Raw genomic sequence first — 15054 nt, forward strand, 5'->3', positions numbered from 1 at the left:
CTTGCGCCCATTGTGCAATATTCCCCACTGCTGCCTCCCGTAGGAGTCTGGGCCGTGTCTCAGTCCCAGTGTGGCTGATCATCCTCTCAGACCAGCTAGGGATCGTCGCCTAGGTAAGCCGTTACCTTACCTACAAGCTAATCCCATATGGGTTCATCTGATGGCGCGAGGCCCGGAGGTCCCCCGCTTTGGTCCGTAGACATTATGCGGTATTAGCTACCGTTTCCAGTAGTTATCCCCCGCCATCAGGCAGATCCCCATACATTACTCACCCGTCCGCCGCTCGTCAGCAGAGAAGCAAGCTTCTCCCTGTTACCGCCCGACTTGCATGTGTTAGGCCTGCCGCCAGCGTTCAATCTGAGCCATGATCAAACTCTTCAATTAAAAGTGTCTGATGCTCAAAGAATTAAACTGTTTACTGCTGCTTATTGCTAAGCTGCTGTATTGGTCACTCTTCAAGACTTCTCAAAAATATATTTTTTGTGATATGTCCTGCGAGTGCCCACACAGATTGTCTGATAAATTGTTAAAGAGCAGTTGCAACATTCGCTGCCGTTGCCGGTCTTCTGCGTTGTTGCGAGGCTGCGTATATTACGTTTTCAGCCCCTTCGAGTCAAGCGTTGTTTTTCAACTTTTTTCGCTTTCCTCTACTGTCGGCGCGCTTCTCAGCGTGTTGCTCCGTGTCAGTGAGGGCGCATTATAGACACTCGCTGAGATCACGCAAGTGTTTATTTCAACTTTTTTTCCGTTTGCTCAAAAACCGGGCAAACACATAAGGTATCGCTGATTTCCTGTGCATTATGCACAAAAAAGGGGCGCTTTCGCGCCCCTCTGTTTTGCTTTCTTCTGTTATTACTGTTTCGCGGTGATCACACCATCGGTTAAATCCAGAGTGATCATTTTACCCGGAATCAGTTTGCCGGACAGCATCGCCTGCGCCATCGGGTTTTCGATCTCCTGCTGAATAGCCCGTTTCAGCGGACGCGCCCCGAATACCGGGTCGAATCCGGCTTCTGCCAGTTTATCCAGCGCACTGTCAGTAATCGTGACCTGATAGCCGTGCTCTTCCAGACGTTTGTACAGACGTTTGAGCTGAATTTTCGCAATCGCGTGGATCTGCTCTTTCGCCAGCGGATGGAATACCACCACTTCATCAATACGGTTGATGAATTCCGGTCTGAAGTGATGAGAAACCACTTCCATGACCGCGCCTTTCATTGCATCGTAATTCAGTTCACCAAAGTGTTCCTGAATCCGGTCAGACCCCAGGTTAGAGGTCATAATCACGACCGTGTTACGGAAGTCCACAGTGCGCCCCTGCCCGTCAGTCAGCCGTCCGTCATCCAGCACCTGTAATAAGATGTTGAAGACATCCGGATGCGCTTTTTCCACTTCATCCAGCAGAATGACGGAATAAGGACGACGGCGGACCGCTTCGGTCAGATAACCGCCCTCTTCATACCCGACATATCCCGGAGGTGCCCCGATAAGCCGTGCCACAGAGTGTTTTTCCATAAACTCGGACATATCGATACGCACCATCGCGTCATCGCTGTCGAACAGGAAATCAGCCAGCGCTTTACACAGCTCGGTTTTACCCACCCCGGTCGGTCCGAGGAACAGGAACGAACCAATCGGACGGTTCGGATCCGATAACCCGGCACGGCTGCGGCGGATAGCATTGGCTACCGCGTCAACCGCTTCATCCTGACCGATCACACGGCTGTGCATCACCTGCTCCATACGCAGCAGTTTTTCGCGCTCGCCTTCCAGCATGCGGGATACCGGAATACCGGTCCAGCGCGCCAGGATTTCAGCGATTTCCACATCAGTGACTTTATTACGCAGCAGTTTCATCTCTTTATCTTCTGCCGCATTGGCTGCTGCCAGCTGTTTTTCCAGCTCCGGAATTTTACCGTACTGCAATTCTGACATTTTGGTCAGATCACCGGTACGGCGTGCCTGTTCCAGTGCCGTTTTTGCCTGCTCCAGTTCTGCTTTGATGTGCTGGGTGCCGGACAGCGTTGCTTTCTCCGCTTTCCACTCTTCTTCCAGAGACGCATACTCGCGCTCTTTCTCGGTTAATTCCTGCTCCAGCATATCAAGCCGTTTTTTACTGGCATCATCAGACTCTTTTTTCAGTGCCTGCTGTTCCAGTTTTAACTGAATGATACGGCGATCCAGTCTGTCGAGGGATTCCGGTTTGGAATCCATCTGCATACGCAGACTTGCACCTGCTTCATCAATCAGGTCAATCGCTTTATCCGGTAACATACGATCCGTGATATAGCGGTGCGATAACGTTGCCGCCGCGACAATCGCCGGATCGGTTATCTGCACATGGTGATGCAGCTCATAACGCTCTTTCAGACCACGCAGGATCGCAATGGTGTCTTCCACTGTCGGCTCTGCCACATAGACTTTCTGGAAACGGCGCTCTAATGCCGCATCTTTCTCTATATACTGGCGGTACTCATCCAGTGTGGTTGCGCCCACACAGTGCAGTTCACCACGGGCCAGTGCCGGTTTCAGCATATTCCCGGCGTCCATTGCGCCATCCGCTTTACCTGCGCCGACCATGGTATGCAGCTCATCAATAAAGAGGATGACACTGCCTTCTTCTTTGGATAATTCATTCAGAACGGCTTTCAGACGCTCTTCGAAATCACCGCGGTATTTGGCACCGGCCAGCAGCGCACCGAGATCCAGAGACAGCACGCGTTTATTTTTCAGTCCTTCCGGCACTTCGCCGTTGACGATACGCTGCGCCAGTCCTTCCACGATGGCGGTTTTACCCACCCCGGGTTCCCCGATCAGTACCGGGTTGTTTTTGGTTCTGCGCTGTAAGACCTGGATAGTCCGGCGGATTTCTTCATCACGGCCGATAACCGGGTCGAGTTTGCCGGATTCGGCGCGCTCAGTTAAATCAATCGTATATTTCTTCAGGGCCTGGCGTTGATCTTCCGCGCCCTGGTCATTCACATTCTCACCACCACGCATAGTGTCTATAGCCTTCTTAAGTGTTTGTTTATTAATTCCGGCTGCTTTTAATACATCTGCTAATGAGCTGTTGCTCTCTAATACAGCCAGAACAAAAATTTCGGATGCGATATAAGCATCATTTTGTTTTTGTGCAATCTGGTCACATATATTCAGGTGACGGATTAAATCCTGAGAGGGTTGCACATCCCCGGCGGAACCTTCCACCTGCGGTAAACGACTGATGGTGTCATCAATCTTCTGATTAAGCTGCGCAATATCCGCCCCGGCAGATGCCAGTAACGGACGCACCGACCCGCCTTCCTGATGCAGAAATGCTGACAGTAAATGCACGGGTTCAATAAACTGATTGCTGTGCCCGACTGCAAGAGACTGGGCGTCGGCGAGCGCTTGCTGGAATTTATTCGTGAAACGATCCAAACGCATAACACCTCCAAAAAATGGCTTTGAATTTTAGCTAAGTACTAAATGAGGACTTTTGTCAAATATTCAAGCCAGATTTTGAAAAAATATTAAATATTATGCGTAATCCTGAAGGTTATGACTTTTGCGGCCGGGTGATCCAGATAAATGACGCCATCCGTCCGGTACGGGCATCACGGCGGTAAGAAAAGAAGCGGGCAGAATCTGTCACGGTGCATTCGGTGCCGCCGGAAACAGCATTCACACCGGCGGCTGCCAGACGCTGACGGGCCAGCTGATAAATATCCGCCAGATATTTATCACCATACGGAATAAATGCCGGGGCTGCTTCTGCGGCGTGCGCCATAAACGCCTCCCGCACTTCCGCGCCGACCTCAAATTTCTGCGGGCCGATGGCCGGCCCCAGCCAGGCAATAATGTCTGACGGCGCGGCCGCAAAGCAGGAGACCGTATTTTCCAGCACGCCGCCGCATAAACTGCGCCAGCCTGCGTGAGCACCGGCCACTTCGCGCCCGTCACGGGAACAGAACAGTACCGGCAGGCAATCCGCCGTCATGATCGCACAGACTTTCCCCGGGGTGCGGGTATACACCGCATCGGCCTGCGGGCCGCGCGGTGTGTTGTCACCGAGAATGGCAACATCCGTTCCGTGTACCTGATTCAGCCACAGTGGTGTATCCGGGAACCCGGCCGCCTCAGCCAGAATCGCCCGGTTACGGGCGACGTCCTCAGGGGAATCACCCGTATGCAGCCCCAGATTGAGGCTGTCAAACGGCGGCTGACTGACACCGCCTGTACGTAATGAACTGCAGGCTTTCACGCCTGCGGGCAGCGGCCATTGCGGGGTAATCAGTGCGGTCATGGTGACTCCTTACCAGTCCATATCATCCTGATGCTCTTGCGCATCAGCTTTGAGAACTTCAATCAGTTTCACCATATCATCCGGAATCGGCGCGTGCCACTCCATCTGAATCCCGGTGATCGGATGATAAAGACGCAGCATGGTGGCATGCAGAGCCTGGCGGTCAAATTCACGCAGTGCATCGCGGAATTCATCGCTTGCCCCTTTCAGCGGGCGCGGACGACCGCCGTAGAGCTGATCCCCCACCAGCGGATGATTGATATGTGCCATATGCACACGGATTTGGTGAGTACGGCCGGTTTCCAGACGCAGACGCAGACGGGTGTGGGCACGGAAATGCTCCATCACACGGTAATGTGTCACCGCCGGTTTACCCATCGGGTTAACAGCCATATGAGTACGTTTGGTCGGATGGCGGGAAATAGGTTCTTCCACTTTGCCGCCCGCTGTCATACGACCATTAGCCACCGCTTCATATTCACGGGTGATTTCGCGCAGTTGCAGTGATTCCACCAGCCGGGTCTGGGCAGGTACAGTTTTCGCCACCACCATCAGCCCGGTGGTATCTTTATCCAGGCGGTGAACGATACCCGCACGCGGCACATCGGCAATATCAGGATAATGATACAGCAGCGCGTTCAGGACAGTACCGTCCGGATTACCTGCTCCCGGGTGCACCACAAAATCACGCGGTTTATTAATCACCAGGATATCATCATCTTCATAAACGATATTGAGCGGCAGGTTTTGCGGTTCAAAACGCATGTCCTCGTCAATCAGTGCATCGATACTGATCTGTTCCCCGCCCAGCATTTTTTCTTTTGGTTTGTTGACAAGACGGCCGTTAACCTGAACCCTGTCATCTAAGATCCACTCTTTTATACGTGATCGTGAATAATCAGGGAACAATTCCGCCAAAGCCTGATCTAAACGCTGACCGAGCTGTGATTCATTAATAGTTGCGGTAAGTTGTATTTCTTGAGCCATGTTTGTCTCTGTTTCAGAAAGTTATATTTTGAACGGTAACACCGTTTCATTTAAACTATGTGGTATTGTATCGTGATCGCCAGCGGGAGCTGTACGGAGTGCTCCCTAAAAAATATTCAGAGGATAATCAACACGTGATGATACGTATGAAATATCTCGTGGCCGCCGCCACGCTAAGCCTCATGTTGTCCGGCTGTTCCGGAAACAAGGAAATTCTCCCGGATGCCTCACCGTCAGAGCTGTATACTGTCGGCCAGGAAAAATTACAGGACGGTAACTATAAAGGGGCCATCACGCAGCTTGAGACCCTCGATAACCGTTTTCCTTTCGGCCCGTATTCGCAGCAGGTTCAGCTGGATCTGATTTACGCCTACTATAAAGCAGGTGATTTACAGATGGCACTGGCCTCAATCGACCGTTTCATGCGTCTGAACCCGACACATCCGAACATCGATTACGTCCTGTACATGCGCGGTCTGACCGCTCAGGCGCTCGATGATAACATGCTGCAGAGTTTCTTTGGTATCGATCGTGCAGACCGCGACCCGCAGAACGCGCGTGTGGCATTCCAGGATTTCAGCCAGTTACTGCGTTATTATCCGACCAGTATCTATGCGACAGACTCCGCAAAACGTCTGGTATTCCTCAAAGATCGCCTTGCGGCCTTTGAACTGGCCGTTGCGAAATTCTACACGAAACGCGGGGCATATGTCGCGGTGATTAATCGTGTTGAATTAATGCTGCGTGATTATCCGGACACACTGGCGACACGTCAGGCGCTGCCGCTGATGGAAAATGCCTATAATGAACTGGGATTAACGGCGGAAGCCGGAAAAGTGGCACAGCTGATTGCCGCCAACCCGCGCGACTGAGTTCCGTTTTACTCATCTGATTGAAAAGGCCATCTCCGGATGGCTTTTTTATTGCCTTATCATTATTTTACTGCATAAAAAATGGCCGACAGCCTTCTCCTCTCTGAGAATATGCGGTCAGCCAACTTATCGATAATGCACGATTCAGTCCCTTCCCGCAAGTTGTATCCTCTGTATTCTCAGTCTGAGTCACAAAATTATAACCTTTTGAAAAAACTAAAAAATATTAGTGACGGCGATCAATTTTTTCTTGTCGCCATCAACGTATTCTGAGTATCAACAAGACGGATGTAACAAAGAGAGGTCACTATGAATGTGAATATCACCAGTAAGCAAATGGAGATCACCCCGGCAATCCGGGAGCATGTTGAAAACCGTCTCGATAAGCTGAGTAAGTGGCAGGTTCCTTTAATTAACCCGCACATTATCCTCGCGAAAGATCCGCAGGGATTTGTGGTTGATGCCACCATCAGCACACCGAATGGAAATTTAGTTGCCAGCGCCAAACACGCTGATATGTATGCCGCCATCAATGAATTACTGGCGAAACTGGAACGGCAGCTGAATAAAGCACAGCACAAAGGTGAAGCGCGCCGCGCGGATAACAGTGTTAAAGAAGCCAACCTTGTGTCTGATGAAGAATCCGCAGAATAAAAAATATAATAAATTGAGTTTTGTCTCTGCGCGCCCTCCGGGCGCGTTTTTTTTGGTTGACACAACGGGTTGCATCAGGTCTATTAATTATCATCTGATGACACAACGGACAACGCACTGACTATGTATCCCCGTATCCGCTTCTTCTTTTTCTTTTTTCGCTTCTGTTAATGAGGCTTTTTGTCGTGTGAGAAAGAAAACGAAGACGCACAGAAAAGCCTCCCGCCACGGAGGCTTTTTTTATCGCCGGAAAACAGGGTCTGAGGACAATATATGAACGATCTTTTAGCTATACGGGAACAAATCAGCCAGCTGGATGCACAATTGCTGGACCTGCTGGCAAAGCGGCGGCAGCTCGCCGTGGCTGTCGCACAGACAAAATTACAGGATAACCGCCCCATCCGCGATAAAAACCGCGAGCGTGAGCTGCTGGATGTACTGATAAACAAAGGTAAGCCGCACGGACTGGACGGATTTTATATCACCCGCCTGTTCCAGCTGATTATTGAGGATTCCGTCCTGACCCAGCAGGCGATTCTGCAAAAACACCTGAATCAGACACCGGATAACAGCGCGCGGATAGCCTTCCTGGGCCCGAGAGGATCTTATTCACATGTGGCCGCCCGTCAGTATTCCGCCCGTCATTTCGATCATATGACCGAGTTCAGCTGCAGTAAATTCCGTGATATTTTTGAGCTGGTTGAAAACGGTCAGGCCGATTACGGGATGCTGCCGCTGGAAAATACCAGTTCCGGTGCCATCAACGATGTCTATGATTTGCTCCAGACCACCCCGCTTTCCATTGTCGGCGAGTTGCGCCTGCCGGTGAATCACTGCCTGCTGACCATCCCGGGCGCGGATATTGCCGGGATCACCACCCTTTACAGCCATCCGCAGCCGTTTGAGCAGTGCAGCCAGTATCTCAGTCAGTTCCCGGATCGCAAAATTGAATACTGCGAAAGTACCGCGGCGGCGATGGAAAAAGTCGCCTCCCTCAGCCGGACAGATGTTGCAGCTCTCGGCAGCGAAGCCGGCGGCGCACTGTACGGGTTACAGGCGATTGCACAGAATCTTGCCAATCAGCAGACCAATATGACGCGCTTTATTGTCATTGCCCGCCAGCCGATTGATGTGTCAGAGCAGGTGCCGGCGAAAACGACTCTGCTGATGGCGACCGGGCAACAGGCCGGGGCGCTGGTCGATGCCCTGATTATCCTGAAAGAGCATGACATTGTGATGAGCAAACTGGAATCCCGCCCTATTCACGGTACACCATGGGAAGAGATGTTTTATATTGATGTGCATGCTAATCTGCGTTCAGTACCGATGCAGCAGGCGCTCAAAGCATTACAGGCAATCGCCCGTTCAGTGAAGGTGCTCGGCAGTTATCCGGGGGAACATGTCCCGCCTGCCTTAATCGGCTGATTATACCTGCCGGGGGTGCGGCAGCGCCCCGCCGCCGCACAATACGCCTGTTCAGAGTACGGTTTTGCACGTAGCATGTTCTGCATATCTGTTTGTCACCATCAGAGGTTGCGGGTAAACTGCACCCTTTATTTTTATTCGGAGTTCTTACGGCATGAGTGATATTGCGGGCTGGCAGCCGACTGCCCCGATAGCCAATCTATTAAAACGCGCAAAAATTGTTAATGAAATCAGACATTTTTTTGCAGACAGAGGTGTATTAGAAGTCGAAACGCCGACCATGAGTCAGGCGACCGTCACCGATGTCCATCTGCGCGCCTTTGAAACTCAGTTTACCGGCCCCGGAGCCGCACAGGGAATAACGCTTTATCTGATGACCAGCCCGGAATACCACATGAAACGGTTACTGGCAGCTGGCAGCGGCCCCATTTATCAGATGGGCCGCAGTTATCGTAACGAGGAAGCCGGACGCTATCATAATCCGGAGTTCACCATGCTCGAATGGTATCGTCCTCATTATGATATGTACCGTCTGATAAATGAGGTTGATGATTTATTACAGCAAACCTTAGAGTGTGAAAGTGCAGAATCGTTATCCTATCAGCAGGCTTTCCTGCGCTACCTGGATATCGATCCGCTGACCGCCGAGAAAGACAAACTGCGTGAAGTTGCGGCCAAACTGGATGTCAGCAATATTGCCGATACTGAGGAAGATCGCGATACCATTTTGCAGTTGCTGTTTATGGTGGGTGTGGAGCCGCATATCGGGCTGGAAAAACCGACCTTTATTTATCACTTCCCGGCAAGCCAGGCCTCACTGGCGGAGATCAGCTCTGAAGATCACCGCGTGGCCGAGCGCTTTGAGGTGTATTACAAAGGGGTTGAGCTGGCAAACGGCTTCCGTGAACTGACTGATGCCGCAGAGCAGCGTCAGCGCTTTGAACGGGATAACCGCAAACGGGCAAGTATGGGCCTGCCGGAACAGCCGATTGATGAAAATCTGCTGGCAGCACTTGAGCACGGTTTCCCGGAATGTGCCGGTGTGGCGCTGGGCATTGACCGCCTGATTATGCTCGCTCTGGGTGCAGAGCGGATCAGTGATGTGATCGCTTTCCCGGTGGATCGCGCATAACACCTCTGTCAGCCATCTGTTACGCAGATGGCTGCTTCTCTTTTCTTCATCTCATCTTTATTCTACCCGGTATAGCTAGTCAGCTCATTATTTGAAAGTGATCTGCCGAGTCTGGTGCTATTTTTCGCTGAACATATATTAACGATATAAATCAGCGGAAAATACGTTATGCATATATCATCAGAAATCTTATCAGCTAAATTTCATGCGTTTGAATCATCTGTAAAATCAGCAGTTAAAAACCTGTTTGCTTCATTACATTCTGTTTCTGATATTAAAATGAGCGGTCATAAGCCGGCGGCAGGACACAAAAAGCTGCCCGGCAGTTTTGTCGCGCGCAATTTGGCATTAGATGATGATCTCAATCCAAGTAATCAGACTCCCCGCTTTCACGGCTATACGAATAACTTCCGAAATACGGGTGAGGAAGCACTTCTTCTTCACGGCAGCAAAAGCGGAAAGTTTACCGTTGGCAATCTTGCGCAGCCAATAATAGAAAATGGCACATACACAAAGGTTGGTAACAGACCCCGCTGCCGGCTGGATGAGTCACAGTCACAAAATTTAACTGCGCGTGAATTTGTTGACTATCTGAAAGAAAAATCAAAAGAAGACAATAATATTGAAATTGACCTGACTAAAAATTCAGGACCAATACATTTAATCAGTTGTTACGGAAAACAAAAAGCAGCGCAGGATCTTGCCGATGTCACAGGAAGACCTGTTATTGCCTATTCAAATCAGGAAGTGGTTTGCAAGGATTTAATGACCATCCGGCGCACAGAGTTTACCGTTGACAGTAACTTTAAACATAAATGGGATCCGCGAAAACTCATCACCGGCAATGAGTACCATACCGCAACACCGAAAACGTTTTACCCGAAAGAAAATACCGTAAAATAATCGGCGAAACTGCGGGGTACTTTACTGAGTACCCCGCAAATATCAGCGGCGGCTGTCGCTCGCCTGTTGCAGTAATCCCTGACTCTCTTTCATAAAGCGCTGTGCGTGTTCGCCGAACCAGTCACTGACAGCGGAGAACTGCGAAATAAACTCTGCTTTATCCCGGCTTTCCAGCAGTGACATGGCTTCACCGAACTCACGGTGATAATCCTCTATCACATCCAGGTTATCTTCCGAGGCCATAATGATATCTGCATAAAGCTGCGGATCCTGGGCAAACAGGCGACCAATCATTACCAGTTCCAGCCGGTAAATCGGTGATGACAATGACAGCAGCTGCGCGAGATCGACATTTTCTTTTGCCAGATACCGCCCGTAAGCAAAGGTAGTGAAGTGACGCAGCGCCTGAATGTAGCGCATATTGCGATCATGCTCCTGCGCCTTAATACCCTGTAAATGCGCGCCCCAGACCGTAATCTGTTCGAGGAACCACTGATACTGCTCAGGGAAACGCCCGTCACAAAAGGCCACCACCTGCTTGGCAAAACTGCCGACATCCGGCCCGAACATCGGGTGCAACCCGAGTACCGGTCCGTTGTGTACTGCCAGCATTGCCTGTAACGGCCCCGCTTTGACAGACGCGAGATCCGCCAGGATGCAATCTTCCGGCAGTGGCGGTAATTGTTTAATAACCTGTTCTGTCAGGTGGATAGGCACACTGACAATCACCATGCCCGCATCTGCCAGCAGTTCCGGGGCATCCGCCCAGTCGCCGCTGTCGAGAATACGCACAGTGTAGCCGGACAGTGTCAGCATCCGCCGGAACAACTGCCCCATTTTGCCGTCACCGCCGACAATCACTATCGGGCGGGCCTGCTCATTGAGCTTTTTAAACCCTTTATCATTCTCACGGGAATAGGATTCCCGCATGATACGGCGCAGCACATCCTCTATCAGATCCGGCGGAACCCCGAGTGATTCCGCCTCCTGCCTCCGTGATGCCAGCATTGCGGCTTCGCGATCCGGCGCATAGACCGGCAGGCCGTGCTGACTTTTCACTTCCCCGACTTCCGCCACTAACTGAAGGCGTTTTGCCAGCAGTGACAGCAGCGATTTATCCACTTCATCAATTTGATCACGTAAATGCGTTAATGCACCGGACATACACCCTGCCTGTTTTTATTATCCTGCCTGCTGTAACTGAACCACACGCTCTGCCAGCGCCGGTGAGATCTGCTGATGCAGCTGACGCAGAACTGCTTCAGTGGTTTCCCAACTGATGCAGGCGTCTGTCACTGACACGCCGTACTGCATGGCACTGCGCGGTTGTTCTGATGACTGATTGCCTTCATTAATATGGCTTTCCAGCATAATACCGGTAATTGAGGTATTTCCGGCACAAATTTGTTCTGCCACGGCATCCACCACCAGCGGCTGACGACGGAAATCTTTATCCGAGTTGCCGTGACTGCAGTCTACCATCAGTGAGGGGGTGAGACCGGCTTTCTTCATTTGTGCCTCGCATTCCGTAATATCTTCCGCACTGTAGTTCGGACGTTTTCCGCCGCGCAGGATCACATGGCCGTTCGGGTTACCCTGTGTCTGTAACAGACAGACCTGACCGGACTGGTTGATCCCCATAAAACGGTGCGGCATGGACGCAGCTTTCATGGCGTTGATGGCAGTGCTCAGGCTGCCGTCAGTCCCGTTTTTAAAACCGACCGGCATGGACAGACCGGACGCCATTTCGCGGTGTGTCTGTGATTCGGTGGTACGCGCACCAATGGCAGACCAGCTGAACAGATCCCCGAGGTACTGCGGGTTATTCGGATCCAGCGCTTCACCTGCCAGCGGCAGGCCGAGCTGAACCAGATCCACCATCAGTTTGCGGGCAATGTGCAGACCTTTTTCCATCTCGAAAGATCCATCCATAAACGGATCACTGATAAGCCCTTTCCAGCCCACGGTTGTCCGCGGTTTTTCAAAATAGACACGCATCACGATATACAGACTGTCACTCAACTCAGCAGATAATTCTTTCAGACGACGGGCATATTCCAGCGCTGCATCCGTATCATGAACGGAACACGGGCCACAGACAACCAGTAAACGCGGGTCGCGGTGATGAACAATATCCGCAATCGTCTTACGTGCACCGGCGATGGCATGCTGGTCGTTGCGACTCAATGGGTACTTTTGTTTCAGTTCTTCCGGTGAGATTAAAACAATTTCATCACTGATGTGAACGTTATTGAGTGCGTCTTTTTGCATGATCATAGTGTTTTCCTGCTGAGTTTTACAAAAAATGGATTACGTGTTGAGTGTCTGAGAAAACACCATAACATCCTTCGTAAATAATTCAATCCAAAATCGTAAAATATTTAATTTTTCGTACATTTTAAATTACAAAATAAAAATGAGATGTTCTGCACTGATAACACCCATCAGCTACATCGCTTATGAATAATCATTAATTAATTGAAAAACAATAAATTAATCAAATTCAGATTATGGTATGTAAGATAATGACAGAAAGAAAGGTAGTTTATAACGCAGATATGATGTAAATAAATATTTACATGATGAAAATGATGTCATATAAACAATACAGCGAATTGAACGGAAAACAGGCAAAAAAGAAAAATAAAATAGCGTATAAAAAAGGCCAGCACGAGGCTGGCCTTTATTGTCATATCGGATGCTTGCGCATTATTTTGCGTTCAAACGCTCTTTGATACGAGCTGCCTTACCTGAACGCTCACGCAGGTAGTACAGTTTAGCACGACGAACGGCACCACGGCGTTTAACGCTGATGCTGTCAACAACAGGTGAGTGAGTCTGGAATACACGCTCAACACCTTCGCCGTTAGAAATCTTGCGAACAGTGAATGCAGAGTGCAGACCGCGGTTACGGATAGCGATAACCACGCCCTCGAATGCCTGCAGACGTTTTTTAGAACCTTCAACGACCCATACCTTAACTTCCACGGTGTCACCCGGACGGAATGAAGGTACGTCTTGTTTCATCTGCTCTTGTTCAAGTTGTTTAATAATGTTGCTCATAATAAATCTCTTACCCTAGGTAAACTGATATTTCAAAAGATATCCCGCAGGATACCTGGATTAACTTGTTGCTCCGGACTGATATTCCCGCTGGAATTCAGCCAGCAACATCCTTTGCTCGTCAGTCAGAGCTAGGCTTTCCAGAAGTTCAGGTCTTCTGAGCCAGGTGCGACCGAGTGACTGTTTCATACGCCAGCGATCAATTTCTGCATGGTTGCCCGACAGTAAAACCGGCGGAACACACATGCCATCCAACACTTCAGGGCGGGTATAGTGCGGGTGATCAAGTAAACCGTCAGCAAAGGAATCTTCTTTTGCTGATGCCTGATGTCCGAGGACACCCGGGACAAAACGCGATACCGCATCAATCAGTACCATCGCCGGCAATTCACCACCACTGAGCACGTAATCCCCGACTGACCATTCTTCATCAATTTCAGTCTGGATAACGCGTTCATCTACTCCCTCATACCGGCCGCACACCAGAATTAACTTCTCGTTGGCGGCCAGCTCACAAACTCCCTGTTGATCGAGTTTGCGGCCCTGCGGCGAAAGATAAATCACTTTCGCATTGTCACCTGCGGCAGCTTTTGCTGCATGGATAGCTTTGCGCAGAGGCTCCACCATCATCAGCATGCCGGGACCGCCCCCGTAGGGCCGATCGTCCACAGTGTGGTGCCGGTCATACGTGAAATCACGCGGGTTCCAGCAATCAACACTGATCAGGCCGTTTTTTACTGCCCGTCCGGTTACACCATGCCCGGTTATTGAGAGGAACATTTCAGGAAACAGGCTGATAACCCCAATCCACATTTTCGTGTCCCACTTAATGACAAAACCATCACCGGAGGTTTAAAAACCGGGATCCCACTCAACTTCAATCAGTTTTTCAGTGAGATCAACTTTCCTGATAACCTGCCCGTCAAGAAACGGCACTAACCGCTCTTTCATGCCGAAGGCATCTTTCAGATTTGCTTTAATCACCAGAACATCATTCGACCCGGTTTCCATTAAATCGGTTACGGTGCCGAGATCATATCCGCCGGTGGTCACTACACGGCAGCCCATCAGGTCTTTCCAGTAGTAATCATCGCCGTCTAATTCCGGTAACTGCGAACTGTCCACCACGATTTCCGCGTTAGTCAGTACGTTTGCTGCATCTCTGTCGTCAACCCCTTTGAGTTTGACGATCATATCCTGATTGTGGGATTTCCAGTCTTCCGGTTCGATGTGTTGCCACACCCCGTTACGCTGGATAAACCACGGCTGATAATCAAAAATACTTTCAGTATTTTCGGTGGAAGAAAACACTCTGAGCCACCCTTTAATACCGTAAGATGACCCCAGTTTGCCGAGTACAATCGGATCAGAAGGGGCTTGCGGATTAGTGTGCTTGCTCATTGTTACCACCGTGACAGATTAAGCTGCTTTTTTTGCGTCTTTGATCAGTACAGCAACACGATCAGAGACAGTTGCACCCAGACCAACCCAGTGTTCAACACGGTCCAGATCTAAGCGCAGAGTTTCAGCCTTACCGGCAGCGATAGGGTTGAAGAAACCAATACGTTCGATGAAACGACCGTCACGTGCATTACGACTGTCGGTTACGACGATTTGGTAGAACGGACGCTTTTTTGCGCCGCCACGAGCTAAACGAATTGTTACCATAACATCCTCATTGAATTGACAAACAACCAGACCCCATCGAGGAATGGCGTCCGGTTGTCATAGAA

General features: G+C 50.3%; 14 protein-coding genes, 1 rRNA gene and 1 other annotated feature. Of the genes, 5 read left to right on the top strand and 10 right to left on the bottom strand.

The window, feature by feature from the left end; translation table 11 throughout:
• The 4 genes from ACSBQN_RS13525 to rluD all read right to left on the bottom strand — a co-directional run.
• A 16S ribosomal RNA gene (locus ACSBQN_RS13525) occupies positions 1–384 on the bottom strand; the annotation flags it as partial.
• Between the two features lie 468 nt (positions 385–852).
• Entirely contained in the window at positions 853–3426 is a 2574-nt protein-coding gene (clpB, locus tag ACSBQN_RS13530; RefSeq protein ID WP_032097900.1) for an ATP-dependent chaperone ClpB, read from the bottom strand.
• 112 nt (positions 3427–3538) lie between these two features.
• Positions 3539–4285 carry a purine nucleoside phosphorylase YfiH gene (gene yfiH, locus ACSBQN_RS13535; protein ID WP_152696893.1) on the bottom strand — a complete coding sequence of 249 codons (747 nt, stop codon included), beginning with the start codon at positions 4283–4285 and terminating at the stop codon, positions 3539–3541.
• Between the two features lie 9 nt (positions 4286–4294).
• Complete coding sequence (gene rluD, locus ACSBQN_RS13540) at positions 4295–5272, bottom strand: 23S rRNA pseudouridine(1911/1915/1917) synthase RluD (protein ID WP_004237889.1); 978 nt, start codon at positions 5270–5272, stop codon at positions 4295–4297.
• 137 nt (positions 5273–5409) lie between these two features.
• Between rluD and bamD the strand changes: the two genes are divergently transcribed.
• The 5 genes from bamD (at position 5410) to ACSBQN_RS13565 (ending at position 10258) form a co-directional block, all read left to right on the top strand.
• On the top strand, positions 5410–6144 hold the full coding sequence (gene bamD / locus ACSBQN_RS13545; RefSeq protein ID WP_024472621.1) for an outer membrane protein assembly factor BamD: 735 nt from the start codon (positions 5410–5412) through the stop codon (positions 6142–6144).
• 309 nt (positions 6145–6453) lie between these two features.
• Positions 6454–6798 carry a ribosome-associated translation inhibitor RaiA gene (gene raiA, locus ACSBQN_RS13550; RefSeq protein ID WP_004237887.1) on the top strand — a complete coding sequence of 115 codons (345 nt, stop codon included), beginning with the start codon at positions 6454–6456 and terminating at the stop codon, positions 6796–6798.
• Between the two features lie 122 nt (positions 6799–6920).
• Positions 6921–7042 (top strand) — a sequence feature (Phe leader region).
• 29 nt (positions 7043–7071) lie between these two features.
• Positions 7072–8223, top strand: coding sequence for a bifunctional chorismate mutase/prephenate dehydratase (gene pheA / locus ACSBQN_RS13555; protein ID WP_024472622.1), 1152 nt, complete (start codon positions 7072–7074; stop codon positions 8221–8223).
• 154 nt (positions 8224–8377) lie between these two features.
• Complete coding sequence (epmA, locus tag ACSBQN_RS13560; RefSeq protein WP_036409747.1) at positions 8378–9355, top strand: elongation factor P--(R)-beta-lysine ligase; 978 nt, start codon at positions 8378–8380, stop codon at positions 9353–9355.
• A 168-nt stretch (positions 9356–9523) separates the two neighbouring features.
• Positions 9524–10258, top strand: a complete 735-nt coding sequence (locus ACSBQN_RS13565) for a hypothetical protein (RefSeq protein WP_152696892.1) — start codon at positions 9524–9526, stop codon at positions 10256–10258.
• A 42-nt stretch (positions 10259–10300) separates the two neighbouring features.
• On the opposite strand, the gene tyrA is transcribed toward ACSBQN_RS13565, so the two are convergent.
• The 6 genes from tyrA to rpsP all read right to left on the bottom strand — a co-directional run bounded on the left by tyrA (position 10301) and on the right by rpsP (position 14989).
• Positions 10301–11422: a bifunctional chorismate mutase/prephenate dehydrogenase gene (tyrA, locus tag ACSBQN_RS13570; RefSeq protein ID WP_036409743.1), complete on the bottom strand. Its 1122-nt coding sequence runs from the start codon at positions 11420–11422 to the stop codon at positions 10301–10303.
• Positions 11423–11440: 18 nt separating this feature from the next.
• A complete protein-coding gene (locus ACSBQN_RS13575; RefSeq protein WP_004237882.1) occupies positions 11441–12535 on the bottom strand; it encodes a 3-deoxy-7-phosphoheptulonate synthase in 1095 nt (364 codons plus the stop codon).
• Between the two features lie 432 nt (positions 12536–12967).
• Positions 12968–13321 (bottom strand): 50S ribosomal protein L19, encoded by a 354-nt coding sequence (gene rplS, locus ACSBQN_RS13580; protein WP_004237881.1) that lies wholly within the window; start codon positions 13319–13321, stop codon positions 12968–12970.
• 60 nt (positions 13322–13381) lie between these two features.
• Positions 13382–14134: a tRNA (guanosine(37)-N1)-methyltransferase TrmD gene (gene trmD, locus ACSBQN_RS13585; RefSeq protein WP_004237880.1), complete on the bottom strand. Its 753-nt coding sequence runs from the start codon at positions 14132–14134 to the stop codon at positions 13382–13384.
• Positions 14135–14173: 39 nt separating this feature from the next.
• Positions 14174–14722, bottom strand: coding sequence for a ribosome maturation factor RimM (rimM, locus tag ACSBQN_RS13590; protein WP_004237879.1), 549 nt, complete (start codon positions 14720–14722; stop codon positions 14174–14176).
• A gap of 18 nt (positions 14723–14740) precedes the next feature.
• Positions 14741–14989, bottom strand: coding sequence for a 30S ribosomal protein S16 (gene rpsP / locus ACSBQN_RS13595; RefSeq protein ID WP_004237878.1), 249 nt, complete (start codon positions 14987–14989; stop codon positions 14741–14743).
• Positions 14990–15054 lie beyond the last annotated feature (65 nt).

The organism is Morganella sp. B601 (assembly GCF_051172335.1).
Classification (GTDB): domain Bacteria; phylum Pseudomonadota; class Gammaproteobacteria; order Enterobacterales; family Enterobacteriaceae; genus Morganella; species Morganella morganii.